This is a genomic window from Variovorax guangxiensis, assembly GCF_003952165.1.
GTDB lineage: Bacteria > Pseudomonadota > Gammaproteobacteria > Burkholderiales > Burkholderiaceae_C > Variovorax > Variovorax guangxiensis.
Genome location: NZ_RXFT01000022.1, coordinates 55,974 through 82,723, shown reverse-complemented (window position 1 = coordinate 82,723; position 26,750 = coordinate 55,974). Strand labels below are relative to the sequence as shown.

General features: G+C 66.4%; 23 protein-coding genes. 5 read left to right on the top strand and 18 right to left on the bottom strand.

Annotation, left to right across the window (positions count from 1 at the left end; translation table 11 throughout):
* Positions 1–37 precede the first annotated feature (37 nt).
* The 3 genes from EJP67_RS31805 to tal all read right to left on the bottom strand — a co-directional run bounded on the left by EJP67_RS31805 (position 38) and on the right by tal (position 3,030).
* Entirely contained in the window at positions 38–376 is a 339-nt protein-coding gene (locus tag EJP67_RS31805; protein WP_126025705.1) for a DUF805 domain-containing protein, read from the bottom strand.
* Positions 377–520: 144 nt separating this feature from the next.
* Entirely contained in the window at positions 521–2,074 is a 1,554-nt protein-coding gene (pgi, locus tag EJP67_RS31800; RefSeq protein WP_126025704.1) for a glucose-6-phosphate isomerase, read from the bottom strand.
* 2 nt (positions 2,075–2,076) lie between these two features.
* Complete coding sequence (tal, locus tag EJP67_RS31795; protein ID WP_126025703.1) at positions 2,077–3,030, bottom strand: transaldolase; 954 nt, start codon at positions 3,028–3,030, stop codon at positions 2,077–2,079.
* Positions 3,031–3,331: 301 nt separating this feature from the next.
* Here tal and EJP67_RS31790 point away from each other — a divergent pair, with 301 nt between their 5' ends.
* A complete protein-coding gene (locus tag EJP67_RS31790; protein WP_126025702.1) occupies positions 3,332–3,994 on the top strand; it encodes a lipocalin family protein in 663 nt (220 codons plus the stop codon).
* On the opposite strand, the gene EJP67_RS31785 is transcribed toward EJP67_RS31790, so the two are convergent.
* The 4 genes from EJP67_RS31785 to EJP67_RS31770 all read right to left on the bottom strand — a co-directional run bounded on the left by EJP67_RS31785 (position 3,940) and on the right by EJP67_RS31770 (position 9,063).
* Positions 3,940–4,602 (bottom strand): HAD family hydrolase, encoded by a 663-nt coding sequence (locus EJP67_RS31785; RefSeq protein ID WP_126025701.1) that lies wholly within the window; start codon positions 4,600–4,602, stop codon positions 3,940–3,942. The genes EJP67_RS31790 and EJP67_RS31785 overlap by 55 nt on opposite strands.
* A 12-nt stretch (positions 4,603–4,614) precedes the next feature.
* Positions 4,615–5,658: an ABC transporter ATP-binding protein gene (locus EJP67_RS31780; RefSeq protein WP_126025700.1), complete on the bottom strand. Its 1,044-nt coding sequence runs from the start codon at positions 5,656–5,658 to the stop codon at positions 4,615–4,617.
* 141 nt (positions 5,659–5,799) lie between these two features.
* Positions 5,800–8,046 carry an ABC transporter permease gene (locus EJP67_RS31775; protein ID WP_126025699.1) on the bottom strand — a complete coding sequence of 749 codons (2,247 nt, stop codon included), beginning with the start codon at positions 8,044–8,046 and terminating at the stop codon, positions 5,800–5,802.
* Positions 8,047–9,063 (bottom strand): ABC transporter substrate-binding protein, encoded by a 1,017-nt coding sequence (locus tag EJP67_RS31770; RefSeq protein ID WP_126025698.1) that lies wholly within the window; start codon positions 9,061–9,063, stop codon positions 8,047–8,049.
* A gap of 180 nt (positions 9,064–9,243) precedes the next feature.
* Here EJP67_RS31770 and zwf point away from each other — a divergent pair, with 180 nt between their 5' ends.
* A complete protein-coding gene (gene zwf / locus EJP67_RS31765; RefSeq protein ID WP_126025697.1) occupies positions 9,244–10,716 on the top strand; it encodes a glucose-6-phosphate dehydrogenase in 1,473 nt (490 codons plus the stop codon).
* 25 nt (positions 10,717–10,741) lie between these two features.
* Here zwf and ygiD read toward each other — a convergent pair whose 3' ends face one another.
* The 8 genes from ygiD to EJP67_RS31725 all read right to left on the bottom strand — a co-directional run bounded on the left by ygiD (position 10,742) and on the right by EJP67_RS31725 (position 20,219).
* On the bottom strand, positions 10,742–11,644 hold the full coding sequence (gene ygiD, locus EJP67_RS31760) for a 4,5-DOPA-extradiol-dioxygenase (protein ID WP_240650843.1): 903 nt from the start codon (positions 11,642–11,644) through the stop codon (positions 10,742–10,744).
* 82 nt (positions 11,645–11,726) lie between these two features.
* Positions 11,727–12,734 carry an ABC transporter ATP-binding protein gene (locus EJP67_RS31755; RefSeq protein WP_126025695.1) on the bottom strand — a complete coding sequence of 336 codons (1,008 nt, stop codon included), beginning with the start codon at positions 12,732–12,734 and terminating at the stop codon, positions 11,727–11,729.
* Positions 12,731–13,801 (bottom strand): ABC transporter ATP-binding protein, encoded by a 1,071-nt coding sequence (locus EJP67_RS31750; protein ID WP_126025694.1) that lies wholly within the window; start codon positions 13,799–13,801, stop codon positions 12,731–12,733. The genes EJP67_RS31755 and EJP67_RS31750 overlap by 4 nt, the downstream gene beginning before the upstream one ends.
* A gap of 13 nt (positions 13,802–13,814) precedes the next feature.
* Positions 13,815–14,726: an ABC transporter permease gene (locus EJP67_RS31745; RefSeq protein WP_126025693.1), complete on the bottom strand. Its 912-nt coding sequence runs from the start codon at positions 14,724–14,726 to the stop codon at positions 13,815–13,817.
* 171 nt (positions 14,727–14,897) lie between these two features.
* Complete coding sequence (locus EJP67_RS31740; protein ID WP_126025692.1) at positions 14,898–16,484, bottom strand: ABC transporter substrate-binding protein; 1,587 nt, start codon at positions 16,482–16,484, stop codon at positions 14,898–14,900.
* A 31-nt stretch (positions 16,485–16,515) separates the two neighbouring features.
* Entirely contained in the window at positions 16,516–17,790 is a 1,275-nt protein-coding gene (locus tag EJP67_RS31735; protein ID WP_126025691.1) for a M20 aminoacylase family protein, read from the bottom strand.
* Position 17,791: 1 nt separating this feature from the next.
* The gene (locus EJP67_RS31730; protein WP_126025690.1) at positions 17,792–18,772 is read right to left on the bottom strand and encodes an ABC transporter permease; all 981 of its coding nucleotides are present in this window, start codon (positions 18,770–18,772) and stop codon (positions 17,792–17,794) included.
* Positions 18,773–18,956: 184 nt separating this feature from the next.
* Complete coding sequence (locus EJP67_RS31725; protein ID WP_126025689.1) at positions 18,957–20,219, bottom strand: porin; 1,263 nt, start codon at positions 20,217–20,219, stop codon at positions 18,957–18,959.
* Between the two features lie 282 nt (positions 20,220–20,501).
* Between EJP67_RS31725 and coq7 the strand changes: the two genes are divergently transcribed.
* Positions 20,502–21,131, top strand: a complete 630-nt coding sequence (coq7, locus tag EJP67_RS31720; protein ID WP_126025688.1) for a 2-polyprenyl-3-methyl-6-methoxy-1,4-benzoquinone monooxygenase — start codon at positions 20,502–20,504, stop codon at positions 21,129–21,131.
* Positions 21,132–21,141: 10 nt separating this feature from the next.
* Here the strand turns inward: coq7 and EJP67_RS31715 are convergent, their stop codons facing one another.
* Positions 21,142–21,591 carry an OsmC family protein gene (locus EJP67_RS31715; RefSeq protein WP_126025708.1) on the bottom strand — a complete coding sequence of 150 codons (450 nt, stop codon included), beginning with the start codon at positions 21,589–21,591 and terminating at the stop codon, positions 21,142–21,144.
* Positions 21,592–21,861: 270 nt separating this feature from the next.
* Between EJP67_RS31715 and EJP67_RS31710 the strand changes: the two genes are divergently transcribed.
* The gene (locus tag EJP67_RS31710) at positions 21,862–23,100 is read left to right on the top strand and encodes a porin (protein ID WP_240650844.1); all 1,239 of its coding nucleotides are present in this window, start codon (positions 21,862–21,864) and stop codon (positions 23,098–23,100) included.
* A gap of 124 nt (positions 23,101–23,224) precedes the next feature.
* Here the strand turns inward: EJP67_RS31710 and EJP67_RS31705 are convergent, their stop codons facing one another.
* A complete protein-coding gene (locus tag EJP67_RS31705) occupies positions 23,225–24,355 on the bottom strand; it encodes a hypothetical protein (RefSeq protein WP_126025686.1) in 1,131 nt (376 codons plus the stop codon).
* Positions 24,356–24,405: 50 nt separating this feature from the next.
* On the opposite strand from EJP67_RS31705, the gene ilvA reads away from it, so the two are divergent.
* Positions 24,406–26,022, top strand: coding sequence for a threonine ammonia-lyase, biosynthetic (gene ilvA, locus EJP67_RS31700; RefSeq protein ID WP_126025685.1), 1,617 nt, complete (start codon positions 24,406–24,408; stop codon positions 26,020–26,022).
* Positions 26,023–26,081: 59 nt separating this feature from the next.
* Here the strand turns inward: ilvA and EJP67_RS31695 are convergent, their stop codons facing one another.
* Entirely contained in the window at positions 26,082–26,738 is a 657-nt protein-coding gene (locus EJP67_RS31695) for a hypothetical protein (RefSeq protein WP_126025684.1), read from the bottom strand.
* Positions 26,739–26,750: the final 12 nt, after the last annotated feature.

The window sequence follows — 26,750 nt, the reverse complement described above, 5'->3', positions numbered from 1 at the left end:
GCTTGCGCGGCCCTCTTGCATTGAAAACCCGGAAGACTCAGGCAGAGACAACCGGCGCTTCGCCGTAGTTGTTGGACGCGGGCTGCGAAGGCTGGACGTAGAAGTAGATCAGCACGAGGTTGACGATCGGGATGATCATCAGGAGCTGGAGCCAGCCGCTCTTGCCGATGTCATGCAGGCGGCGGGCGCCCACTGCCAGCGCGGGCAGCAGGAAGGCCAGGGCCGCGATGCCGTAGACGTACTGGTGGATGAGGCTGGCGACGATCAGAACGATCACCTCGGCCAGCACGAACCACCAGTACTCGGAACGCGATGCACGGCCGTTGAAATCGGCGTACTTGTTGAAGCAGGTCTTGACCGCTGTTTGAAAATCCATTGTTCGACTCCTCTTTTGTGATTGGTCCCAGGGAAATTTCCCGGGGCCATCATATCGATGCGTCTTTCAACGGCAAATACAGCCGGAAGCCATAGCCTGGCTTAAAACAAAAGGCTCCGAAATCGCTTTTCCCGCGGCCCTCGATCAGCTTCCGAGCCGCTTCAGCAGCCCCGCGGTGGAGGCATCGAGCCCCGTGATGTCGCCCGATGCGAGGCGCGGCTCGATGTCCTTGGCGAGCACCTTGCCGAGCTCCACGCCCCACTGGTCGAAGCTGTTGATGCCCCACAGCGCACCGCTGGTGAACACGCGGTGCTCGTACATCGCGAGGAACGCACCCAGCGCCTCGGGCGTGAGCTTCTCGAACACGAAGAAACTGCTCGGCCGGTTGCCGGGGAAGTTCCTGTGGCCGCCCTCGTCGAGCTTGCCCACCATCAGCGCCTGCGCCTGCGCGAGCGCATTGGCCAGCAGCTTGGGGTGGTGGCCTTCGAGGTCGTGCGAGGCATCGCGCACCGCCACGAACTCGAGCGGCGTCACGTCGGTGCCCTGGTGCAGCATCTGGAAGTAGGCGTGCTGGCCGTTGGTGCCGGGCTCGCCCCACAGCACCGGCGAGGTGCCGAAGGCCAGCGGCTTGCCGTCCGCGTCGACCTGCTTGCCGTTGCTCTCCATTTCGAGCTGCTGCAGGTAGGCCGGCACGCGCTTCAACGCGCTGTGGTACGGCGCGATGCTGCGGCTCGTGAACTTGTGGAAGTTGCGGTACCAGACATCGAGCAGCCCGAGGCGCACCGGCAGGTTGCGCTCCAGCGGCGCGGTGCGGAAGTGCTCGTCCATCGCATGCGCGCCCGCCAGCAGCCGGCGGAAGCCCTCGGCACCGATCGCCAGCGCGATCGGCAGGCCGATGGCCGACCACAGCGAATAGCGCCCGCCGACCCAGTCCCAGAAGCCGAAGGTGGTGTCGATGCCGAACTTCTTCGCCGCTTCCACGTTGGTGGTGAGCGCGGCGAAATGGCCCGCGATGTCGGTGCCGCCCGACTGCTCGTACCAGCGCCTGGCCGACTGCGCGTTGGTCATCGTCTCGGCGGTGGTGAAGGTCTTCGAGGCGATGAGAAACAGCGTGTGCTCGGGCGCCAGCCCCTGCAGCACGCCGGCCAGTTCGTGGCCATCGACGTTCGAGACGAAGTGGAAGCGCTTGCCCGGCGCGGCGAATTCGGCCAGCGCCAGCACCGCCATCTGCGGGCCTAGATCGGAGCCCCCGATGCCGATGTTGACCACGTCGGTGATCGTGTGGTCGGCGCGCACCTTCTCTGCATAGGCCAGCATCGCGTCGAGCGTGGCATGCACCTCGCGCAGCTCGCTGGCCGTCTTAGGGCCCGTGGGCGCATCGGCCGGCGCGCGCAGCAGCGTGTGCAGCACGGCGCGGTCTTCGGTGTTGTTGATGTGCTCGCCGGCGAACATGGCGTCGCGATGCGCCTCCAGGCCGCATTCGCGCGCCAGCTTGAAGAGCAGCTCCTCGGTGCGCGCGTCGATCAGGTTCTTCGACAGGTCGGCGAACACGAAGGGTGCCTCCTGGCTGAAGCGCTCGAAGCGGCCGGCGTCTTCCACGAAGGCGTGGCGCAGGTCGAACTGGCGGCCCGCGGTGTCGAAGCCGGCCTGCAGTTGCGTCCAGGACGGCGCGCGGTCGCAGCGAAGGGTCATGGCCATCTTTACTTGCCGCTTTCCTGCATGAGCTTCTCGAGCTTCACGGCGTCGGCCGCGAAGGCGCGGATGCCTTCGGCCAGCTTCTCGGTGGCCATGGCGTCTTCATTGAGCGCGAAGCGGAAGCCCGCCTCGTCGTAGCTGACCTTGGCGATGTCGGCGCCGGTGGCCTTGGGGTCGAGCGCATGCTGCAGCGGCTCGTTGCTCGCGGCCAGCTCCGCCAGCAGCTCGGGGCTGATGGTCAGCAGGTCGCAGCCGGCCAGGGCCTTGATCTGCCCCACGTTGCGGAAGCTCGCGCCCATCACTTCGGTCTTGATGCCGTGCTGCTTGTAGTAGGCATAGATCTGGCGCACCGACTTCACGCCGGGGTCGTTGGCACCGGCGCTCTCCGCCTCGTTCCAGTTGGCGCCGGCCGACTTCTTGTACCAGTCGTAGATGCGGCCCACGAAGGGCGAGATCAGTTGCACGCCCGCCGCGCCGCAGGCCACGGCCTGCGCGAAGGAGAACAGCAGCGTCAGGTTGGTGCGGATGCCCTTGCGCTCGAGCTGGCGCGCGGCCTCGATGCCTTCCCAGGTGGAGGCCACCTTGATGAGCAGGCGCTTTTCGGTGTCGATGCCTTCGGCCTTGTACAGCGCCACGATGCGCTCGCCGCGCGCGACGGTCGCGGCCGTGTCGAAGGACAGGCGGGCATCGACCTCGGTGGAGACGCGGCCCGGGATGATGGAGAGGATCTCGGTGCCGAAGCGCACCAGCAAGCGGTCGATGACTTCGTCGAGCGGCTTGCCTGCGTGCTTCTTCACGGTCTCGTCGAGCAGAGGCCGGTACTCGGGCTTCTGCACGGCCTTGAGGATCAGCGACGGATTGGTGGTCGCGTCCTGCGGCTTGGAAATGCTGAGCTGTTTGAAGTCACCGGTGTCGGCGACAACGGTGGTCCACTGGCGGAGTGCATCGAGTTGGTTCATGAAATCATTATCCTGTGCCGGTTGTGACAAGACCTGCACGCAGTTGCGCGTCGGCCGATGTTTTCATGCGCACCGTAGCACGGGTTTCCGCGCGGCTCCATCGGCCTGAGCCGAGTGGGGTTGTCGGTTTCTTCTGCGGTTTCCGCCCCCGCTGGTGTCCCCTGGCTCTCCCCTTGGCGCCCTACAGCGCCTGTGGTCCGTGGCTGACGGCCCGGCGCCCGCCGCGCGGCTAGGCTTTGCCCTACTGCGAATGTCTTCAGCAGTTTCAGCAGACGCAAAGTCTTTCCCTTCAGGAGCCCTCATGACCACTCGCCGACCTCCCGCCAACGTCAGGCCCTTCGACGACCGCCGCACCAGCAATGCGATCGGCGCGATGGCCACGGCCTTCGTCGTGGGCGGGGTGGCAACGTGGTTCGCGCTGGGTGCCGCACGCACGGCGCGTGCCCAGCCCGCGGGCCCCGCCGACGGCGCCCCGCTGATGCGCGCGCCGCTGCAGGTGGTGGCGCCCGTCGACCTGCAGCGCTATGCCGGCATCTGGCACGAACAGGCTCGCCTGCCGAACCGCTTCCAGAAGCAATGCGCGGGCCCGGTGAGCGCCGAGTACACGCCCCAGCCCGATGGCACGGTGCAGGTTCGCAACCGCTGCCTGCGGGACGACGGGAATTTCGACGAGGCCGTCGGCACGGCCCGCGTGGTGCCGGTGGCAGGACAGCCCGGCGCGGGCCGCCTCGAAGTGCGCTTCGCCCCGGCCTGGCTGGGATGGCTGCCGATGGTCTGGGGCGACTACTGGATCCTGAAGCTGGACCGCGACTACCAGGTGTCTCTGGTCGGCACGCCTGACCGCAAGTACCTCTGGGTGCTCTCGCGCGCACCGCGCCTGGAAGACGCGGTGCTGCAGGCCGAGCTGGACTACGCCCGCAGCCTGGGGTTCGACACCGGCAATGTGACGCTGACCGGCAGGTAGCGCTGCAGCTGCGAGGGCAGCATGGCCGGCGAGGTGCAGTGGATGGCGTGCCAGCCGAAGGCGCGCGCCGCCTCGACGTTGGCGGCCGAGTCGTCGATGAACACGGTCTGCGCCGGGTCGAGCGCATGGCGCGTCGCCAGGACCTCGTAGATCTCGCGCTCTGGCTTGAGGAATTTCACGTCCCCCGAGAACACGCCGCCGTCGAAGCGCCCCATGAAGGCATGCCGGCGCTCGATGGCACGGGCATAAGGCGAGGGCATGTTCGACAGGTAGTACAGCCGCAGCGGCTGACCGGCGTCGCGGTGGGCGATCAGCTGTTCGAGCATCTCGACGGTGACGCCGATCGGCTCCAGCCGCTCGCCCAGCCCGTCGAGCATGGCGAAAAGCGGTTCCGGCGGCAGCGCCAGCCGGGCCGACATGCGGGCGATGGAATCGGCCAGCGTGCGGGTGCCGCAATCGAAGCTGGTCCAGTCGTCGTGATGGAAGAGCGCGCGGCCCATGGCCGCCGCGGCGGCTTCAGTGGGTGCGTGTGGAGCGAGATGGGCCTGTACCAGCCGGGTGGGCTCCCATGCGAACAGCACGGCGCCCAGGTCGAAAACCACGTTCATGGCCCCATTGTTTCATGCGCCGGGCACCACGCTCACGCCATGGGCTCCAAGGGACAGGGTGGTCTGCGCGCCGGTCGCCAGCGGGCTGGACAGGTCGGTCGACACCACGAAGACCGGCCCCAGGGTGGTGTCGAAGCCGTATTCGTAGAAACTGCCGAGGTAGGCGGCCTTGCGAAGCGTGGCCGGCAAGCCACCCGGAGCACCGATCTGCCACGCCTCCGGCCGCACCGCCACCTTCACCGCGCCGGGCGCCACCGCATAGCGCGGCTGCAGGCGCAAGGGGCCTAGCGCCACGCTGCCGTCGGCCTCGGCCACCGCCGGGAACACCATCGCCTCGCCCATGAAACCGGCGACGAACTCGCTCTCGGGCCGGCCGTAGAGCTGCTCGGGCGTGCCGCGCTGGGCGATCACGCCGTGGTCCATCACGATGATCTGGTCGCTCACCGCCAGCGCCTCGCTCTGGTCGTGCGTGACGTAGGCCACCGTGAGCTTCAGCCGCTGCTGCAGCGCGCGGATCTCCTCGCGCATCTCGCGGCGCAGCCGGGCGTCGAGGTTCGACAGCGGCTCGTCGAAGAGCAGCACCGCCGGCTCCAGCACCAGCGCGCGCGCCAGCGCCACCCGCTGCTGCTGGCCGCCCGAAAGCTCGCTGGGCAGCCGCTCGTCGAAGCCGACCAGCCCCACGCCGCGCAGCGCCTCGCGCGCCCGCGCCGCGGCCTCCTCCTTCTTCACGCCGCTCATGCGCAGCCCGTAGGCCACGTTCTCGATCACGTTCATGTGCGGGAACAGCGCGTAGCTCTGGAACATCATGCTCACGTTGCGCTCGGCCGGCCCCAGCGTGGTGACGTCGCGCCCGCCCATCAGGATCGACCCCGAGGTGGGCGACTCGAGCCCCGCGATCATGCGCAGCGTGGTCGTCTTGCCGCAGCCCGAGGGGCCGAGGATCGTGGTGAGCGTGCCCACCGGCACCTCGAAGCTGATGCCCTTGACGGCCAGCGGCGCGTTCTTGTCTGCGCCGTAGCGCTTGGTGACGTTGCGGAATTCGATGCCGTTGCTCATGAAGTCAGAACCCCAAATTTCAGAACGCAGAAGTCGCGAAGATTGCGCAGAAGTCGCAAAAGAAACCCAAAGGAAATTTCTGGATGTTCCTTTCGCGACTTCTGCGCAACTTCTGCGACCTCTGCGTTCGGCTGCCCGTATTCACTGGGTCAACACCGGCGCGGTGCCGCGCCGTCCCAGCCTGCGCTCGCCGACCACCCATTGCACCAGCGCGATGGCCAGCGACATCAGGATCATCAGCACCGTGCAGTACGCCAGCGCGATGCCGTAGTCGCCGTTGCCCACGCGGCCGATGATGTAGGTGGTGGCGAGCTCGTTCTCGGCCGTGACCAGGAAGATCACGGCACTCACCGTCGTCATCGCGCGCACGAAGCTGTAGACCAGCGCGGCCACCAGCGCCGGCTTCAGCAGCGGCAGCACCACCCGGAAGAGCGTCTGCGAGGTCGATGCGCGCAGCATCAGCGAAGCCTCGTCCAGCGAGCGGTCGAGCTGCTTGAAGGCCGCCGTGCCGGCGCGCACGCCCACCGGCAGGTTCCGGAACATGAAGCACAGCACGATGATCAGCCCCGTGCCCGTGAGTTCGAAGGGCGGCACATTGAAGGCCAGGATGTAGCTCACGCCCAACACCGTGCCCGGAATCGCGAAGGCCAGCAGCGCGCCGAACTCGAAGAGGCCCTGCCCCCTGAACTCGTTGCGCGCCAGCAGCCACGCGATCAGCAGGCCCAGCGCCGCGGTGATGGGCGCCGAGATGCCCGCCAGCTTGAGCGTGGTGAGCAGCGAGTTCCAGGCGGTGCCGGCCCACACCAGCCCGAACTGCCCCCACTCGAGCGAGAACGCCGTCTTAAAGTGGTTCAGCGTGAAGGTGTAGTCGCGGCCCCAGGTCTGCACGAAGCCGCCCGCGAAGGCGAACAGGTAGACCACCGCGGTGAAGGCGATCCAGGGCAAGGCGATGCAGAGGATGGTCCGGCGCACGCCGTCGGGCAGCGCCATCGGGATGCCGGCGTCCCCCTTGCCGCCGACGGTGGTGTAGTTCTGCTTGCCGAGCAGGCCGCGCTGCAGCGCGAAAACGCCGAGCGCGAACAGCGTGAGCACCCAGGCCAGCGAGGCCGCGCGGCCCTGGTCGTACTGCGCGCCGACGATGGCGAAGAAGATGTCGGTCGACAGCACCGAGAACTGCCCGCCCACCACCACCGGGTTGCCGAAGTCGGCGATGCTCTCGATGAAGCCCACCAGGAAGGCGTTGGCCAGCCCGGGCTTCAGCAGCGGCAGCGTGATGGTGAAGAAGGCCCGGCGCCGGTCGGCGCGCAGCATCTGCGCGGCCTCCTCCAGGCTGGGCGCGATGCCCTGCACCACGCCGCGCATGATCATGAAGGCGATGGGCGTGAAGGCGAAGAGCTGCGCCACCAGCACGCCCGGCATGCCGTAGAACCAGCGCGTGGGCTCGATGCCGAAGACGCTCTCCAGCACCTGGTTGACGATGCCCGCGCGGCCGAAGAGCAGGATCAAACCCAGCCCCACAACGAAGGGCGGCGTGATGATCGGCAGCAGCGCCAGCACCCGCAGCGCGCCCTGCCCGCGCTTGCTGCCGCGCTCGGCCATCAGCGCCATCAGCGTGCCGAGGAAGGTGGTTCCGGCGGCCGTGAGCAGCGCCAGCACCAGCGTGTTCCAGGCCACGCCGCAACGCACGCCGCCCGCAAGGCAGCCCAGCCCCCAGATGCGCTCGGTGAATACGCGAGCGAAGAAGGCGGCGGCCGACCACTGCCCGTCTTCATCGAAGAAAGCGCCCGACAGCGCCTTGCTCACCGGATAGGCGATGAAAAGCGCCATCAGCACGCCGCAGCCGACCACCGCGGCGGACACGAACAGGTCGCCCTTGAAGAGCCCCAGCCGCGCGATGCCGAAGGCCGCCAGCAGCACCAGCGCCGTGAGCGCCACGAAGCCGCCCGCGCCGAGGCCGAACTGGTTGACCGCCAGCTCGCCGAAGTGCGCGTTGAGCACGGCCACGCTCCAGCCGCGCGCGCCGATGGTGAAGCCGGTAGCGGCGAGCCCCAGCGCGCCGATCAGGCCGCCGGCCAGCAGCCAGCGCCCCTGCGTCCTGCCGGCCGGAAGCCACGCGCCCACGGCGCACAGCAGAAGGCCGGCCAGGCCCACGAAGAGCCAGACGCGGCCCTGCGTGGCGGCTTGCATCAGCCCGTTGGCGCCCTCCCCCTGGCCGAAGACCTGCGGAACGGCCTCGTACCAGGTCGAATCCTGGATCGCATACCAGGGCAGCAGCAGGTAGGCCGCGAAGCCCAGCACGACCCACGCCCAGACCCAGCGCTGCGAGCGCCGGGCCGCCGCCAGCGACGCCGGATTGACCGGTGCGCCTTCGATAGCACGCGCTTCCACTTACCGGGGCAGCGAGTTGACTTCCTTCTCCCAGCGCGCGATCAGGCGGCGGCGCTCGGCGCTGGCGCCGTACTTGGCGTAGTCGTAGTTGATGAACTTGATCTTCTTGAAGTCGGGAATGCGCGGATCGAGCTTGGCGTTCACGTTGCTCGGCAGCTGGAACTGCTTGTTGGCGGCGCCCAGCTCCTGCGCGGCGGGCGTCAGCGCCCATTCGTAGAACTTCTTGGCGGCGTCGAGGTTGCGCGCGCCCTTGACGATGCTCATGGAGCCGATCTCGGCGCCGGTGCCGTCGCTGGGCGTGATGGTCTCGACCGGGAAGCCCTGCATCTTCTCGCCCGGGCCATCGTGCACGAAGCTGATGGACACGGCCGTCTCGCCGCGCGCCACCGCCTTGATCGGGCCGGTGCCCGAGCGGGTGTACTGGCCGACGTTCTTGTGCAGGGCCTTCAGGTAGTCGAAGGCCTTGTCCTCGCCCATGAGCTGCACCAGCGTGGCGATCATGGTGTAGGCCGTGCCGCTGGAGGCCGGGTTGGCCACCTGGATGTCGCCCTTGTACTCGGGCTTGAGCAGGTCGGCCCAGGTCTTGGGCACGGGCAGCTTCTTCTTGGCCAGCAGCTCGGGGTTGTAGCCGAAGCCCAGCGGACCCGAGTAGATGCCGACGGTCTTGTAGCCCGACTGCTTGGCCTGCTGCTGCGCCCACGGGTGCAGCTGCGGCAGCGTGGGCGACTTGTATTCGAGGGTGAGCCCCTGCTCGGCCGCCTGCAGGTGCGGGTCGCCAGTGCCGCCGAACCAGACGTCGGTCTTGGGGTTGTCCTTCTCGGCGATCAGCTGGGCCAGGGCCTCGCCCGAGCCCTTGAGCGCCATGTTGATGCGCACGCCCGTGGTGCGGGCGTAGACCGTGGAGATCACGCTGCACCATTCGGCCTGCACCGAGCAGATCACGTTGACGGTCTGGGCCGAAGCCGTGGCCGACAGGCCCAGCAGCGCTGCCGCGGCAAGAAACTTGTTCTTGTTCATCTGGTCTCTCTTCCTCTGAGCAATAAAAAAAGGCCTCGCGGCCATCGGGCAGCGTAGCTTTAGTACAGGCTTCGCGAATCCGTACAAGTACCATCGCGGGTGGCGCAGTCGCCTTTGCGACGAGGAGTCGCGACCGGGGCGGCCTGGCCAGGCATTCAGACAAGGAAGGAAAGTTTTCTCATGAGCTTCGATCTCGTTCTGTTCGGCGGTACTGGCGATCTCGCGTGGCGCAAGCTCATGCCCGCGCTGTTCCAGGCATTCCGCCACGGCAGCCTGCCACCCGACGGGCGCATCGTCGGCGTGGCGCGGGACGACCTGTCGGACGACCAGTACCGGGAGCTGATCCAGTCGCGCTTCAGCGCCGTCGAAGGCGCCAAGCGGCCCTCGCCCGAGGAGTTCAAGAAGTTCGCCTCCATGCTGCACTACCTGCGCATGGACCTCTCCAAGCCCGACGACTACGCCCGGCTGGCCGACCTGCTCAAGCAGCGCGACGCCAAGACGGTGGTGATGTACGTGGCCACCGCGCCGGCGCTCTTCACCCAGGTGGTCGAGCAGATCGCCGCGGCCGGCCTGAACGGCCCGCGCACCCGCATCGTGCTCGAGAAGCCGCTGGGCCACGACCTGGCCTCCAACCGCGCCATCAATTCCGCCGTGGGCAAGGTGCTCGAGGAGAAGCAGGTCTTTCGCATCGACCACTACCTCGGCAAGCCCTCGGTGCAGAACCTGTTCGCGATGCGCTTCGGCAATGCGCTGTTCGAGCCCATCTGGCGCCGCGAGCACATCGCCAACATCCAGATCACCATCGCCGAAGACCTGGGCGTGGAAAAGCGCGGCGCCTTCTACGACCAGACCGGCGCGCTGCGCGACATGGTGCAGAACCACGCACTGCAGCTGCTGTGCGCGATCGGCATGGAGCCGCCGATCAACTCGCACGCCGACGCCATCCGCGACGAAAAACTCAAGGTTCTGCGCGCACTCAAGCCCTGGACACCCGAAACCCTGGGCCTGCACACGGTGCGCGGCCAGTACACGGCCGGCACGGCCTACGGCGAACGGGTGCAGGGCTACCGCGACGAGCCGGGCGTGAGCCCCGACAGCCGCACCGAGACCTTCGTGGCGCTGCGCACCGAGATCGCCAACTGGCGCTGGGCCGGCGTGCCCTTCTACATCCGCACCGGCAAGCGCCTGGCCTCGCGCGACGCGCGCATCGAGGTCAACTTCAGGCCCACGCCGCACGCCATCTACCGCGCGCCGGCCGGCAACGTCAACAAGCTGGTGATCAACCTGCAGCCCAAGGACGGGCTGGAGCTGCACATGCTCGCGCAGGCCCAGGACAACCGCCAGCGCACCAACGGCAACCAGAGCACGGCCGCCCAGTTGGCGCCCGTGCAGCTCGACCTCGACTTCGACAAGCGCTTCGGCTCCGAGCGCGTGGGCGCCTACGAGCGCCTGCTGCTGGACGTGATCGACGGCCGGCTGAACCTGTTCGTGCGCAGCGACGAGCAGGAAGAAGCATGGCGCTGGGTCGAGCCGCTGCTCGACAGCTGGGAGTCGGACGGCGGCCCGCGTCCCTATGCGGCCGGCACCTGGGGGCCGAGCGCATCGAGCGCGATGATCGCGCGCGACGGCTTCTCGTGGGGCGAGGAGCAGTAAGCGCTGCCCCCAGCCGGGCCAAAGCTCAGCCGAACTGCAGGCAACGCATGCTGAGCGTGCCCGACTGGAACCCCTCGTAGACCGTCTTCGCGCGCTCGCTGCTTCCGGCGGCGCCCAGCGCGTAGAGGAACGGGTAGTAGTGATCGGGCATAGCCACGGCGGTGGCTGCTCCTTCGAGCTTCGCGTAGTCGACCAGCGCGCGATCGTCGCGGCCCGCCAGCGCCGACTTCACCGCATCGTCGAACGACTGCGCCCATGGCCGGCTCGCGCGCAGGCCGTCCGGCGTGCCACGGTCGGTGGCGCGCAGGTTGTGAACCACGTTGCCGCTGCCCATCACCAGCACGCCCTTGTCGCGCAACGCGGCCAGGTCGCGCCCGACCGCATAGTGGAATGCGGCCGGCTTGTCGTAGTCGATGCTGAGCTGGAACACCGGGATGTCGGCCTTGGGGTAGAGGTACTTCAGCACCGTCCACGTGCCGTGGTCCAGGCCCCACTGGTCGGTGGCGATGACCGGCGCCTGCTTCACCACCCCGACGGTCTCGCGGGCGAGCCCTGGATGACCTGGTGCGGGGTACTCGATGTCGAACAGTGCCTGGGGAAAACCCCCGAAGTCGTGGATCGTCTTCGGCCGCTCCTGGATGCCGACGCCGGTGGCGCCCCGGCTGAGCCAGTGCGCCGACACGCTGAGGATCGCCGACGGCCGCGGCAGCTCCCTGCCCCACGCCGCCAGCCGGCGCGTGAAGGCGTTGTCGGTGATGGCGTTCATCGGCGAGCCGTGGCCGATGAAGATCACCGGCATGCGGCGCCCGGCCGTGCCCGCGGCCTGCACGCTGCAGGCCAATGAGGCCAGCACCGCCGTCGCGCCCAGGGCAGTGCCCATCAGGAAGCCGCGGCGGCCGAGGTCGGAGGTAGCGAGGGTCGTGGTCATGGGCATCACCCGACTCTGCGGCGGTTCGCGGTGCAACGCCGTGCGTTTACGCACACTTTCCCGCAAGCCGAAGAGGCGGCCGCTAGATGCACCCTTCTTCCACCGCGTGGCAGGCCACCTGCACGCCGCCGATGCTCGACAGCTTCGGCCGCTCCGCCGAGCAGCGCGCATTCGCATGCGGGCAGCGTGGATGAAAGGCACAGCCCGCGGGCGGGTTCAGCGGGTTCGGGACCTCGCCCTGCACCGGGGTGCGGGCGCGGCCGGTCTGCTTCATCTGCGGGATGGCGTCCAGCAGCATGCGCGTGTACGGATGGCGCGGCGTCGAGAACAGGTCCTGCTTGTCCGCCACCTCGACCAGCCGGCCCAGGTACATCACGCCCACCTGGTCGGCCACGTGGCGCACCACGGCGAGGTTGTGCGAGATGAAGAGGTAGGTCAGGCCCTGCTCGCGCTGCAGGTCCTTCATGATGTTGAGCACCTGCGCCTGCACGCTCACATCGAGCGCGGAAGTGGGCTCGTCGCACACCAGGAACTCGGGCTGCGTGGCGAGCGCGCGCGCAATGGAGATGCGCTGGCGCTGGCCGCCCGAGAACTGGTGCGGGTACTTGCTCATGTCCAGCGGCGAGAGGCCGACAGACTTCAGCAGCTCGCCCACGCGCTCGCGCAGCGCGGCCTTGTCGCTGAGGATGTCGTGCTCGCGCAGCGGCTCGCCGATGATGTCTTCCACGATCCAGCGCGGGTTGAGGCTCGCATACGGGTCCTGGAAGATCATCTGGATGCGCCGGCGCAGCTTGCGGCCCTCGGCGGTCTTGAAGGCGGCGTGCGCGTCCTGCCCGTCGAACTTCAGGCCGCCGCGCGTGGGCGCGTAGAGGCCGACCAGCAGGCGCGCCACGGTGCTCTTGCCGCAGCCCGATTCGCCCACCAGCGCCAGCGTCTTGCCGCGCTCGATGGAAAAGCTCACGCCGTCCACCGCGTGCAGCAGCACGCGCGGCTTGCGCTCGAGCACGCGGTTGAGCCAGGGCGGCGAGACGTCGAAGGTGCGCGCGAGGTCGTGGGCGACGACGAGCGGTTCGTTCACGGCAGCGCTCATCGCGTCACCTCCACGATGGTCTCGGCCGCTTCGGGCGTGGCGCGTTCGCCGGCCGCCATCGCGTCGTGGTGCCTCGCGGCGATCTCGGCCTGGCCTGCATGCGGATCGGCGGCGTCGTGCAGCCAGCAGGCGGCGCGAGTGGCGCCGGCATGCATGAGCTCGGGCCGCTCCACCAGGCAGCGTGCGAAGGTGCGCGGGCACCGCGGGTTGTAGGCGCAGCCGGCCGGGATGGCATTGAGCCGCGGCATCGCGCCGTCGATCTGGTTGAGGCGCTCGCGGTCGCTGGTCATGTCGGGAATCGAGCCCATCAGGCCAGAGGTGTAGGGGTGCGCGGGCTGGTGGATGACTTCGTGCACCGGACCGATCTCGGCGATCCGCCCGGCATACATCACAGCCACGCGATCGCAGGTCTCGGCGATCACGCCCATGTCGTGCGTGATCAGCATCACCGCCGCGCCGCGTTCCTTGCAGACCTGCTTGAGCAGCTGGATGATCTGCGCCTGGATCGACACGTCGAGCGCGGTGGTCGGCTCGTCGGCCACGATGAGCTTGGGCTCGGCCGCGAGCGCGAGCGCGATCACCACGCGCTGGCGCATGCCGCCAGAGAACTGGTGCGGGAAGTGGTCGATGCGCTGCTCGGCGGCCGGAATGCCGGTGTCCTGCAGCAGGCCGATGGCGCGCTTGCGTGCCTCGGCCTCGGTCACCGGCAGGTGCGCGCGGATGGTTTCCACCAGCTGGCGGCCCACGGTATAGAGCGGGTTCAGCGAGGTCAGCGGGTCCTGGAAGATCGCACCGATCTTTCGGCCGCGAATGGGCCGCATCGCCTCGAAGCCGAGGTTGTCGATGCGCTGGCCCTCCAGCACGATCTCGCCGCCGGCCACACGGCCCGGAGGCTCCAGCAGGCCGATGATGGCCGCGCCCGTGAGCGACTTGCCGGCGCCCGATTCGCCCACCACGCCCAGGATTTCACCGGGTGCGATGTCGAAGGAAATGCGGTCCAGCGCGCGCAGCGTGCCGCGGCGGTGGGGGAATTCGACGACGAGGTCTTTGACTTGCAACAGGCTCATGGCGCTACCTCTTTCATCGCAGGCGGGGGTTGAGCGCGTCGCGCAGCCAGTCGCCCAGCAGGTTCACGCTGAGCGCGATCAGCACCAGCATCAGGCCCGGAAACACCGTGATCCACCATTCGCCCGAGAACAGGTACTGGTTGCCGATGCTGATGAGCGTGCCCAGCGAGGGCGAGGTCGGCGGCACGCCCACGCCCAGGAAGGACAGCGTGGCCTCGGTGATGATCGCCGTCGCCACCTGGATCGTGGCGAGCACCGTCACCGGCCCCAGCACGTTGGGCAGCACGTGGCGCAGCATGATGCGCAGCGGCGCCACGCCGGTCACGCGCGCGGCCTGCACGTATTCCTTGTTGCGCTCCACCAGCGTGGAGCCGCGCACCGTGCGCGCGTATTGCACCCAGCCGGTCAGCGAGATGGAGATGATCAGCACCCCGAAGGCGAGCGACTCGTGCGCCCCCGGAAAGAGCGCGCGCCCGACGCCAGCGATCAGCAGCGCGACCAGGATCGGCGGGAACGACAGCATCACGTCGCACACGCGCATGAGGAAGGAATCGAGCCAGCCGCCGAAGAAGCCGGCCAGCAGGCCCAGCACCACGCCGACGGCCACCGACAGCACCACCGACACGAGGCCGACGATCAGCGAGATGCGCGCGCCGTAGATCACGGCCGAGAGGATGTCGCGGCCCTGGTCATCTGTGCCCAGCAGGTATTTGGAAGAGCCTTCGGCGCTCCATGCGGGCGGTAGCCGCGCGTCGCCCAGCTCGAGGGTGGCGAGGTCGAAGGGGTTGTGAGGCGAGACCCAGCCGGCGAACACCGCGCAGAACACGCAGACCAGCGCGATCAGCGCCGCGGCCATGGCCACGGGCGATGTGCGGAAGCTGTAGCCGACATCGCTGTCGAGCCAACGAGCGAGTGTTTTCTTCATCGCCGGGCCGCCCCAAGATGAAAAGCGGCCCCCTCGGGGGGCAGCGGACCTTGCGCAGCAAGGGAAGCGTGGGGGTTAATTTTCATCGTGAAGCAAAAAGGAATGGGCCCGCAGGAAGCGGGCCCATGGACAGGCCGCCTTGTTCGATCGATCAGCCGGCGGCCGGCGGCATCAGGGCTTGATGCTCATCCACTTGAAGTACATGAAGTTGTCGGCCAGTTGCACCAGCTCGACCTTCTTGCTCACGCCCCAGGCCAGCGACTGCTGATGCAGCGGCAGGTGGCCGATGTCGTCGGCGTGGATCTTGAACGCCTCCTTGATCATCTCGTTGCGCTTGGCCTTGTCGGTTTCCGACTGGATCTTCTTGGTCAGCTCGTCGAGCTTGGGGTTGCAATACGCGCCCAGGTTGAACTGGCCGGTGCCCTTGTCGTCGGGGCAGGCGGTGAGCGAGCTCAGCGCGTTGTGCGCGTCATAGGTGGTCGGGGTCCAGCCCAGCATGTAGAAGCTGGTGTCGCGGCGCAGCACCTTCGGGAAGTAGGTGCCCTTGGTCTCGGCCACGAGGTTGATCTTGACGCCGATCTTCGCGAGGTTGGAGGCCACGCTCTGGCAGACCTGGCCGTCGTTGACGTAGCGGTCGTTCGGGCAGTTCAGCGACACCTCGAAGCCGTTGGGGTAGCCGGCCTCGGTCAGCAGCTTCTTGGCGGCTTCGACGTCGAAGGGCAGGCGCTTGTCCTGCTCGGCGCTCCAGCCGTTGATGCCGGGGCCGACCAGCAGGCCGGTGGGACGCGAGGCGCCGCGCATCACGGTGCGCTGGATGCCGGCGATGTCGATGGCCTGGTAGAAGGCCTGGCGGACGCGCTTGTCCTTGAACGGGTTCTTGCCCTTGATGTTCGAGTACTGCAGCTCGTCGCGCTTCTGGTCCATGCCCAGGAAGATGGTGCGCAGCTCGGGGCCGGTGATCACGCGGGCGTTGGGCGCGGCGTTGATGCGGGCGATGTCCTGCACCGGCACCGGCTCCATCACGTCGACTTCGCCGGAGACCAGCGCGGCCACGCGGGTGGCGGGGTTGGCGATGGGCGTGAAGACGATCTCCTGCGCGTTGCCTTCGATCTTGCCCCAGTAGGTGCCGTTGCGCGTGAACACGGTACGCACGTTCGGCTGACGCTCGCGCACGCGGAACGGCCCGGTGCCGTTGGCCTTGAAAGAAGCCGTGTTCTCGATGCCCTTGCGGCGGTCGACCGGCTTGGTGGCCTGGTTCTCCTCGCACCATTTCTTGCTCATGATCATCGTCAGCGAGATCACGTCGGGCAGGATGGGGAAGGGACCGTTGGTCTCGATCTCGACGGCGAGGTCGCCGACCTTGCGCACGGCCTTGATGTCGCTGAGCGTGGCGCGCAGGTCGGAGCCGTCGCCCTGGGCGCGCGCGAAGCTGAAGACCACGTCGTCGGCGGTGAACGGCGTGCCGTCGTGGAACACCACGCCCTTGCGCAGTTCGAAGCGCCAGACGTTGGGCGAGGTCTGCTTCCAGCTGGTGGCCAGCAGCGGCGCCAGGGTCAGGTCCTTGTTGCGTCCCACGAGGGTTTCATAGACGTTGGCGGTGACGCTCAGCTGCAGCGACTCGTTGAGCGAGTGCGGGTCCAGCGATAGCGCGTCCCCCTGGTTCGCGATGCGGATGGTCTGCGCGCCGGCGACCATGCTGACGGCGCTCAAGGCGCACAAAACGGCGGCCGCGGCCACATTCTTCTTGATGAAACTCATGGGAACACTCCTCGGGTTGGAATCGAACAAATCACGTCGCCGCGGTGGCGGCTGCTTTCCCTGGCTGCGCGCCGCGGGTAGCGGCGAGCGGCATGCCCTGCTCGATCAGGCCGGCATGCAGCGCGGCGCCGAGCGGCAGGATCTCGTCATTGAAGTCGTAGCGGCTGTTGTGGAGGTAGGCGCCGTCGCGTACGTCCTGGCCGATGCGCAGATAGGCGCCCGCCTTCTTCTGCAGCATGAAGGAGAAGTCCTCGGCGCCCATGCTGGGCTCCATGCTGCGCTCGACATTGCGCGCGCCGACCAGCGACTCGGCCACGTCGGCGGCGAACATTGCCTCCGGAGAGGTGTTGATGGTGGCCGGGTAGATGCGCTCGTACCTGACGCTGGCGGTGGCGCCGAAGCCGGAGGCGATGGCCGCGCACAGCTCGTTCAGGCGCTGCTCGACCTGCGCCTGCACGCGCGAGCTGAAGGTGCGCACGGTGCCCACCAGCGTGGCCTCGCCGGGCACCACGCTCATCGCGCCGAGGTCGCCGGCCTGCATCGCGCAGATGCTGATGACGGCCGCGTCGATCGGTCGCACGTTGCGCGACACGATCGTTTGCGCCGCCGTGATGATGTGCGCCGCGACGATCACCGGGTCGATGGTCTGGTAGGCGTGCGCGCCGTGGCCGCCCTTGCCCTTGATCTCGATGGTGATGCGGTCGGCCGCGGCCATCATCGCGCCGCGGTTGATGCCGACGGTGCCGGCCGGCATGGCGGGCCAGTTGTGCATGGCGTAGACGGCATCTACCGGGAAGCGGTCGAAGAGGCCGTCCTCGATCATCACGCGCGCGCCGGCGAAGCCCTCCTCGCCGGGCTGGAAGATCAGCACCGCGGTGCCGTCGAAGTCGCGCGTCTCGGCGAGGTAGCGCGCGGCGCCGACCAGCATTGCGGTGTGGCCGTCGTGGCCGCAGCCGTGCATCAGGCCGTCGCAGGCGGAGCGCCAGCCGAAGTCGTTGTCCTCGCGCATCGGCAGCGCGTCCATGTCGGCGCGCAGGCCGATCATGCGGCCGCTGGCCGTCGAGCGGCCGCGGATGACGCCGACCACGCCGGTCTTGCCAATGCCCTCGTGGATCTCGTCGACGCCGCAGGCGCGTAGCGCTTCGCGCACGCGGCCGGAGGTGTAGACCTCTTCGAAACCGAGTTCGGGGTGGGCATGGAGGTCGCGGCGGAAAGCCTCGATCTCGGGGTAGAAGTTCGCGATGTGTGCGAAGGCACGGCCGGAGGCCTTCAGGCGCGGAACCATGGGCGTGGCTGCTGCGGCCATGTCAGTGTCCTCCCGCCTTGCCCACGCGCAGGCGCGGATCGACCACGAAATACAGCAGGTCGACCACGAGGTTGATCACCACGAAGATCAGGGCGATGAGGCACAGGTAGGCGGCCATCACCGGGATGTCGGCGAAGGTCACGGCCTGGATGAAGAGCAGGCCCATGCCGGGCCACTGGAACACCGACTCGGTGATGATCGCGAAGGCGATGAGACCGCCGAGCTGCAGGCCGGTGATGGTCATCACCGGCACCAGCGTGTTCTTCAGCGCATGGCCGAAATGGATGGCGCGGTTCGAAAGGCCGCGTGCGCGCGCGAACTTGATGTAGTCGGTGCGCAGCACCTCCAGCATCTCGGCGCGCACCAGCCGCATGATCAGCGTGAGCTGGAAGATCGCCAGCGTCACCGCCGGCAGCACGATGTGCTGCCAGCCATCGGCGCTGAAGAGCCCGCTGGTCCACCAGCCGAACTTCACTGTCTCGCCGCGGCCGAAGCTCGGGAACCAGCCCAGCGTGACAGCGAAGACCAGGATCAGCAGGATGCCGATGAGGAAGGTGGGCAGCGACACGCCGAGCAGCGAGACGGTCATGAACACCTGGCTCATGAAGGTGCCGCGGCGCAGCGCGGTGTACACGCCCATCGGGATGCCGATGAAGAGCGCCAGCACCGCCGCCACGAGCGCGAGCTCGAGCGTGGCCGGGAAGCGCTCGCCGATCAGGCGCGACACTTTCGCGCCCTGGCGCAGGCTCAGGCCGAACTCGCCCTGCGCCGCATTCACGAGAAAGTGCCAGAACTGCACGAAGAAGGGTTGGTCTAGCCCCAATGCGGCGCGCAGCTCGCGGATCTGCTCGGGCTTGGCGTCCTGGCCCAGAAGGAACACGACAGGGTCGCCGACGTATTGAAAAAGAAGGAAGGCGATGAACGCGACCGCGATCATCACGATCACGGCCTGGATCAGGCGGCGCAGTACAAAGGCGATCATTCAGCAAGCAAAGTGAACGGGCATGCTAGCAGTGCAAGGTGCGTGCCCGCACGGTGGTTCCCCGGGGGTGCGCATCGTGATTTCCCCGGGGCTTCACGCCGGGACCGGACGAAAAAAAGCCACTCGGCTTGCGCCGAGTGGCTTTTTGACTTTTTAACCGAAGCTGGCTTGCGCCAGCGTCAGATTAGAAAGCGTGACGGATACCGAAGTCGTAGCCGGTGGAGCTCTTCGGGGTGAAGCCGCCGGTGGTGATGAAGGCGGGGCCGCCAACCGTGAACGCAGCGCCGTTCTTGTTGCTCACGCGAGCGATCGTTGCGTACAGAGCCGTGCGCTTCGACAGGTTGTGAACGTAGCCCAGAGCCAGCTTGTTAGCCTTCGGGTCGTTGTTGTTGGCGGGGTTGAAGAAGTCGAACGGCAGATTGCGGTCGTACTTGACTTGCGAGTACGAAGCGCGGATCAGGCCAGCACCGACCGGCACGGTCACGCCGAGCAGGTAGCCGGTGACGTCCACGTCAGGACGGCCGCCCAGGAACGGGGTGACTTCGTAGTCGACCTTGTTTTTCAGCTTCGACACTTCACCGAACAGCTTCACGGGACCGAAGTCATACGAAGCGCCCAGGTTCAGGGTGTTGGTCTTGGTGGTCGTACCGATGTAGTACTGATCGCCAACCGTGCTGCTGCCGTAAGCAACTGCCACGTCCAGAGGACCATTGGCGTAGCCGAAGCGGCCACCAACGTAACGGCCGGTGCGTGCGATGTTGTCGGTAGCGGGCGTAGCGGTACCCGGGCTGTACTTGTTCTTCTCGCTGAAGCCGTACTGGACTTGGCCATAGAAGCCACCCAGGTTCGGCGGCAGGAAGTAGCCGATCGTGTTGCTTGCGCGAACGTAGTTGCTCGTGCTCACGTTCGAGATGCCAGGAACAGCGGCGGGAGCCGTGCCATTGAACGTGTTCAGGGCGTTAGCGGCCGAGAAGATCAGGTTGGTACCAACGCCGTTGGTGCCGAACGGATCGAACACGGTGTCGTTCCAGAACGTGGGGGTGTAGTCACGACCCAGGCGCAGTTCACCGAAACCACCCGACAGGCTCACGGTCGAACGACGTGCGAACGTCGAAACGCCTTGCTGGCCGTCGTCGTTGGTGATCGGGGCTTCGAGCCAGAAGCTGGCTGCCAGGCCACCACCCAGATCTTCCGTACCACGGAAGCCCAGACGGCTGGAGTTGTAGCCCGAGTTAGCCAGCTGACGGCTGCTGACCTTGACCGAACCCTGGTTCAGGTAAACGGGAATACCGAAAGCGTTGGGGAACACCGTCGGCTGCAGGTCGCGCGAGGTGCTCGAATAGCCGCTGATCGACGCGTCGACCACACCAAACAGCGTGACGGACGACTGAGCCGAGGCAACACCGGCAACAGCCAGGGCAGCCAGAGCAACTAGAGATTTTTTCATTGCAAGTTTCTCCAAGGTTAAACATAGGGCTCCGGTGCGAAGGGCTCACCGTGACTGGCACTTTTGTGCTCCCACCGGACCCCGGGCCAACCTCCTTTTGGGAAGTTGATGCTATTGCACCAGAGCCGCTGCGGCAGGGCAAAACAAATCGCCCGAAATCTTGGATGGCCCGCGCGTTTCGTTGCACGCCTGCAACAAAGGACTTATGGCCCGAGATACACCATATTGTGAAAAATCATGCGCCCGTGGCAGGGCATTTCCCATGTGCGTTCAAATAGCCCCATGACGCTCATGATCGACTCAGTTCTGACCGCGGCAGATTCGGCGTTGCGCACGCTTTTTGCCCGCCCCCACGCTACCCGGGCGATTCCAGCACCCTCCCAGGCGACGGGCGAATTGAGCGAAGCAGAGCGTCGGGAAGCCGGGGCCCTGATGCGCGTGAACCACGTCGGCGAAGTCTGCGCCCAGGCGCTTTACACGGCCCAGGCGGCTGTAGCACGCGATCCGGCGCTGCGCGCTCGCTTCATCGAGGCGGCGCACGAAGAAACCGACCACCTGGCATGGACCCGGCAACGGCTGGATGAACTGGGCGCCCGCCCATCGATCCTGAACCCGCTCTGGTATGCGGGTGCTTTCGGCCTCGGCCTGGTCGCGGGCCGACTGGGAGATCCGCTGAGCCTGGGATTCGTCGCGGAAACCGAACGCCAGGTGGAGGCCCACCTGGACAGCCACCTCGACCGCCTGCCATCTGGAGACAGCGCCTCGAGGGCAGTGGTCGAGCAGATGAAAGTCGACGAAGCCCGCCATGCGTCGCAGGCCGTCGACGCCGGCGCGGCGGAGTTGCCGGCGCCAGCCAAGGCGATGATGCGTGCCGCTTCCCGCGTGATGACCACGCTGGCGCACCGCATCTAGGCTGAGCGGCTCAGGTTTCGATCAGGTCGAAACTGGTGGTGATCTCGGCCGTCTTCGCCAGCATGATGCTGGCGGAGCAATAGGTGTCGTGGCTCAGCGCGATCGCCCGTTCCACGGCGGAGGCCGGGATTCCCTTGCCCGCCACTGTGAAATGCATGTGGATCTTGGTGAAGACCTTGGGATCTTTCTCGGCGCGCTCGCTGGTCAGCTTGACGCTGCAGCGTTCGACACGGTGCCGTCCGCGCTTCAGGATCAGCACCACGTCATAGGCGGTGCACCCGCCGGTACCGGCCAGAACGGTCTCCATCGGCCGCGCCGCCAGGTTCTGGCCGCCATTCTCGGGCTTCGCGGCATCGGGGGCGCCGTCCATCATCAGGACGTGGCCGCTGCCCGTCTCGGCAACGAAGCCCATGGCCGATCGCGTGCCGGCATCGCCGGTCCAACTTACTGTGCATTCCATGGTTTTCGGGTTTCCAGGTCTGGGATGCAGGGCAAAATGCACGCCAACATCCATTTGTGTGTGGGAAAAGCATCACTCGCTTGTTGCAACGCAACAAACAGTCGATATACTTTATTTCATTGCGCAAACGTATGCGCACCCAGTTGTCTCCTCCACCCTTCCAATTGGTGGATTTAGCCCCGAGCTGCAAAGCTCGGGGCTTTTTTCTTGCCCGAACGGCCTCGTCCGCCCTGTCACCACTCTAGTTTTCCCTCGAAAAGGGCAGTTGCTCTGGCTGCCCTGGCTGTTGCCGGTGTTGCCTCGGCTCAGTCGTCCGTCACGCTGTTTGGTGTGGTCGACGCGTCGATCAGCGGCTACTCGTCGAGTTCGCGTGACCTGAAGCCTACCGTTCTGCCCAACAGCTTCGGCGCTTCCACCTACACGAACCAGGGCAGCGTCAAGGTCAGCCGCAGGGCTTTGGCCAACTCGGCCTATAACTCGAGCCGGCTCGGCTTCCGCGGCACGGAAGACCTGGGCGGCGGCTTGGCCGCCAGCTTCTGGCTCGAAGCCCCCATCACCAACGACGACGGTGCAACCGGAGTTGCCAGCTTCGCACGTCGTTCGACTGTGAGCCTGTCGGGCGGTTTCGGCGAACTGCGCCTGGGCCGCGACTACACCCCGACCTTCTGGAATGACACCGTATTCGATCCGTTCGGCACACTTGGTGTGGGCGCCAACCTGATCAACACGGCCAACGGCTTCAACGCCGAGACCTATGGCGCCAAGGACACCGGCGGGTTCGGGGCCAACCAGAACTACTCCCGCGCCAGCAACTCGATCGGCTATTTCCTGCCGCCGAATCTGGGCGGCTTTTATGGCCAGGTGATGTACGCGTTCCACGAGAACGACAAGTACAGCAAGGGTAGCTTCACGCCGAAGGACAGCAGCACTTCCAAGAGCCGTGCCGGCCGCTACATCGGCGGCCGCTTCGGCTATGCCAATGGCCCCCTGGACGTGGCTGTGGCATACGGCAGCAGCACGGTCGCCGATCAGTACTACGCAGGCACCACCGACTACGTGAAGACGTTCAATGTGGGCGCTTCGTACGACTTCGGCCCCGTGAAGCTGTTCGGTGAAGTGTCGCGCGCCAAGAATTCGCGCGATTACGAAATCACGCCCATCGTCGGAGCCCGCCCAGACGTGGACCTGAATGGCTACCTGCTCGGTGTGACCGTACCCGTCGGCCCGGGACTCATCCGTGCAGCCTACTCGTCCGTCAAGTACGACTACAACCAGCCGTTCAATCCCTTCGGCTTGAACAACCCCGATCCGAAGGCGAACAAGCTCGCGCTGGGCTACGTGCACAACCTGTCGAAGCGGACGGCCCTGTACGCAACGATCGCTCGCGTTAGCAACAAGAACGGCGCAGCGCTGACGGTCGGTGGCCCCGGTTTCTACAAGGCTTCCGAGAACGTGTTCAAGCCGAAGACTTCGACTGGCTACGACTTCGGCATTCGCCACGCGTTCTGACCGTCGAGCGTTTCAAGTTCTTGGCCTGACCCCGATGCTGGCTCCTGCCAGTTCGAAGCGGCAACCAAGCCTCAAGTCGCCCGGCTCGCGCCGGGCGGCTTTTTGTCGTTTTCCCCGTCCCGTTTCAGGTTGCCCGGCTACGCCGGCTCTGCAGCAACCCCACATTCATTTCTCCGCTCAATACCGAGGCGTAGAAACGCTCGACCATATTGACGCTCGTGCGCGCATTGCGCGCCAATGTCAGCATGTCGATTCCTTGCCCGTACAGAAGCCGCAACGTGATGGCGGTATGGCGCAGGCAGTACAAGGTCCTCGACTGGCCCAGCGGCCCCTTCTCGAGCCCCGCCTTTTCGAGCACCCAGTGGAAGAAGAAGTTGAGCACCGCCAGGGCGTGCTCGCGGTTCTTCAGTTGCGGCATGAAGACGTAGTCTTCCGCGCCACCATATCCACGCTCCGCTCGATAGGCGAGCAGGCATTCGTAAACCCGCACGGCGGGGCACAGGCTCACGATGGGCTGGCTATGCCGCTTGGTCTCCGGCAGGTTCATCCGCAGATAGACGTGCTTGCCGCGCACGACTTCGATGTGCTTGTGCTTCATGAACTTGATGTCGCTCGGACGCACGAAGGTGTTCACCATCCAGCGGACCAGCCAAGGCAGTTCGTCCGGCATCACGAGCAGTTCGCGCGCTATCCAGAAACGCTCTCCCGCCGCCAGTTGATCGAGGACCGGGTGCGAGTGCCCGCGCAAGCTGCGCGCAGTCCTGATGATCGCGCGGTACTCCGCAACGCTGAAGCTGCCACGCGGCTGGCTGCGCACCTTGACCTTCGGGAATGCAGGCGCATCGCGAAGCGCGCCGATGTGGACGCCATGCATCACGACCTTGCGCAGCAGCACCAGGTACTGGGCAATGGTCGTGCTGGTGAAACCCTGTTCGCCGAGGTGATCGATCAGGCGTTGCGCGTCAGCCGTTGCAAACGACTGCGCCGGCACATCACCCAGCAACGGAACGATGTGCGCACGCAATCTGTTGCCCATCACTTGCCATGTGGCACGCCCGATTTCCTTTCGCTGAACGCGCGCGGCCTCCGCCTGCATCAGCCTTTTCGAAAGGTCGCTGACAGAAATTGATAACAGATTTTGCTCATTTGTAATTTGATCGGCGGCCATATGGATCGCGGGATAGGTGCGTCCAAAAAATCCCGAATCATTTGCAGCTGGCGCCTTGTGGAGGAGGTTTATGACATTTGTGTCCATGCCATATCTCGCATGCAATCTCGATGCCTCTTATCATCGGCAGTTAGCAAATGAAAACTCCCTTGGAAAAAATCGTGCAAGACGCACCTCTTAAAACAACGCTGACGCCCGCCGACTATCTCAGAAAAATTCTCAATGCCCGGGTCTACGACGTTGCTGTCGAGTCCGCGCTGGAGAAAGCGCGCGCGCTGAGCGAGCGACTCGGCAACACAGTTCTATTGAAGCGCGAAGACCAGCAACCGGTTTTCAGCTTCAAGCTGCGCGGCGCCTATAACAAGATGGCTCATCTGAGCGCAGCCCAATTGGCAAGCGGCGTGATTTGCGCATCGGCCGGCAATCACGCACAAGGCGTTGCATTGGGTGCCCGCAAGCTCGGCACGCGAGCGGTGATCGTGATGCCGGTGACCACTCCGAAACTCAAAATCGATGCGGTGCGCGGTTTCGGCGGAGAAATCGTGCTGCATGGCGACAGCTATTCGGATGCTTATCTGCACGCACTCGATTTGCAGACAAAGCAAAATCTGACCTTCGTGCATCCCTTCGACGACCCGGACGTCATCGCGGGCCAGGGCACCATCGCCATGGAAATACTGCGGCAGCACCAGGGCCCGCTGGATGCGGTGTTCGTTGCGATCGGCGGCGGCGGCCTGATCTCCGGCGTGGCCAACTACATCAAGGCGGTGCGCCCCGAGGTCAAGGTGATCGGCGTGCAGATGAACGACTCCGACGCGATGATGCAATCGGTCGCGGCCCACCAGCGCGTGAACCTTCCCGACGTCGGCCTGTTCTCGGACGGCACGGCCGTCAAGCTCGTCGGCGAGGAGACCTTCCGCATCGCCAGCGACCTTGTCGACGACTACATCGCCGTCGACACCGATGCCGTGTGCGCCGCCATCAAGGACATCTTCGTGGACACGCGCAGCATCGTCGAGCCCGCGGGTGCGCTGGCGGTCGCTGCCATCAAGGAATACGTCGCGCAGCATGGCCGCCATGGCGAAACCTATGCGGCGATCCTGTGCGGCGCGAACATGAACTTCGACCGGCTGCGTTTCGTCGCCGAACGCGCGGAGGTCGGCGAAGAACGTGAAGCCCTGTTTGCCGTCACCATGCCCGAAGAGCGCGGCAGCTTCCGCCGCTTCTGCGAACTGATCGGGGAGATGCCCGCCAGCGATTCGGAAGCTCCAGGCACCGGCGGCGGCGCGCTGCGCAACGTGACGGAGTTCAACTACCGCATAAGCGATGCAGCCAAGGCGCATGTGTTCGTCGGCCTCACGACCTCGACGCGGGGCGAATCGGCCGTCATCGCACGGACCTTCGCCGCGCACGGATTCGACGCGCTCGACCTCACGCACGACGAACTCGCCAAGGAGCATCTGCGGCATCTGGTGGGTGGACGCACCGGCCTTGCGCACGACGAGCGCCTGCTGCGCTTCGTGTTCCCCGAGCGGCCGGGCGCTCTGCTCAAGTTCCTGAGCCTGATGCAGCCGAGCTGGAACATCAGCCTGTTCCACTACCGCAACCAGGGCGCGGACTACGGCCGCATCCTCGTCGGCCTGCAGGTGCCGGCCGGCGAATCCGCCGAGTTCGACGCCTTCCTCAAGACGCTGGGCTATCCCTACGTCGAGGAAACCGCCAATCCGGCCTACCGGCTCTTCCTCCAGGCCTGAAAAAGCAGAAGCCGGCGCAAGGCCGGCTTCGCTTCATCGAACCGAAATCCTGAAGAAAATTACTGGGCAGCCGCCTGTTGCTGCTGCGGTGGCGCTGCCATGGCGGCCGGTTGCTGCTGTTGCTGAAGCAGCGAGCCACCCGGCGGCGGCGGCGGAGGCTGCATCTGCTGCTGATGCATCTGCGGCGGAGCCGCCACGGCGGGCATGGCCGGGGGCGGCACAGCCACCATCGGTACCGCCGCCAGCGCGGGAGTGGAAACGCTGATCGGCGCACGCACCGGCAGCTGCAACGTGAATGCCGCCGGGCCATCGGCACGCAATCCGATCGTCGCCGAGCGCAGACCTACCGACTGCAGCACGTAGCTCTCGCCGACCGTCGAGCCGACGCGGAACGGCCGCGGCGGCTTGCCATCGATGGAAATCAGCGCCGCTCCCTGCCTGGAAGGATCGGCCACCACACCGGACAACGCGAAGCGGCTGGCGGCTTCCGGGGCCACAGGCGCCGTGCGGGACTCGGGCAGCACGCCCAGCAGACGCGCCACCGAGTCGGAGTCCGCCGCCACCGAGGGCCGGGGCATGGTCGCGGCAGCGGCGACGGCATCGGTCGGCGACGCCAGCCGCAGCGCCCAGAACACCGCGGCACCGGCCGCCAGCGCCCAAAGCCCCGTCGTTGCAAGTGGGGCATGCCAGCGGGCGGCGGAGTAAGGACTTGTCATGGCCGCGGATTA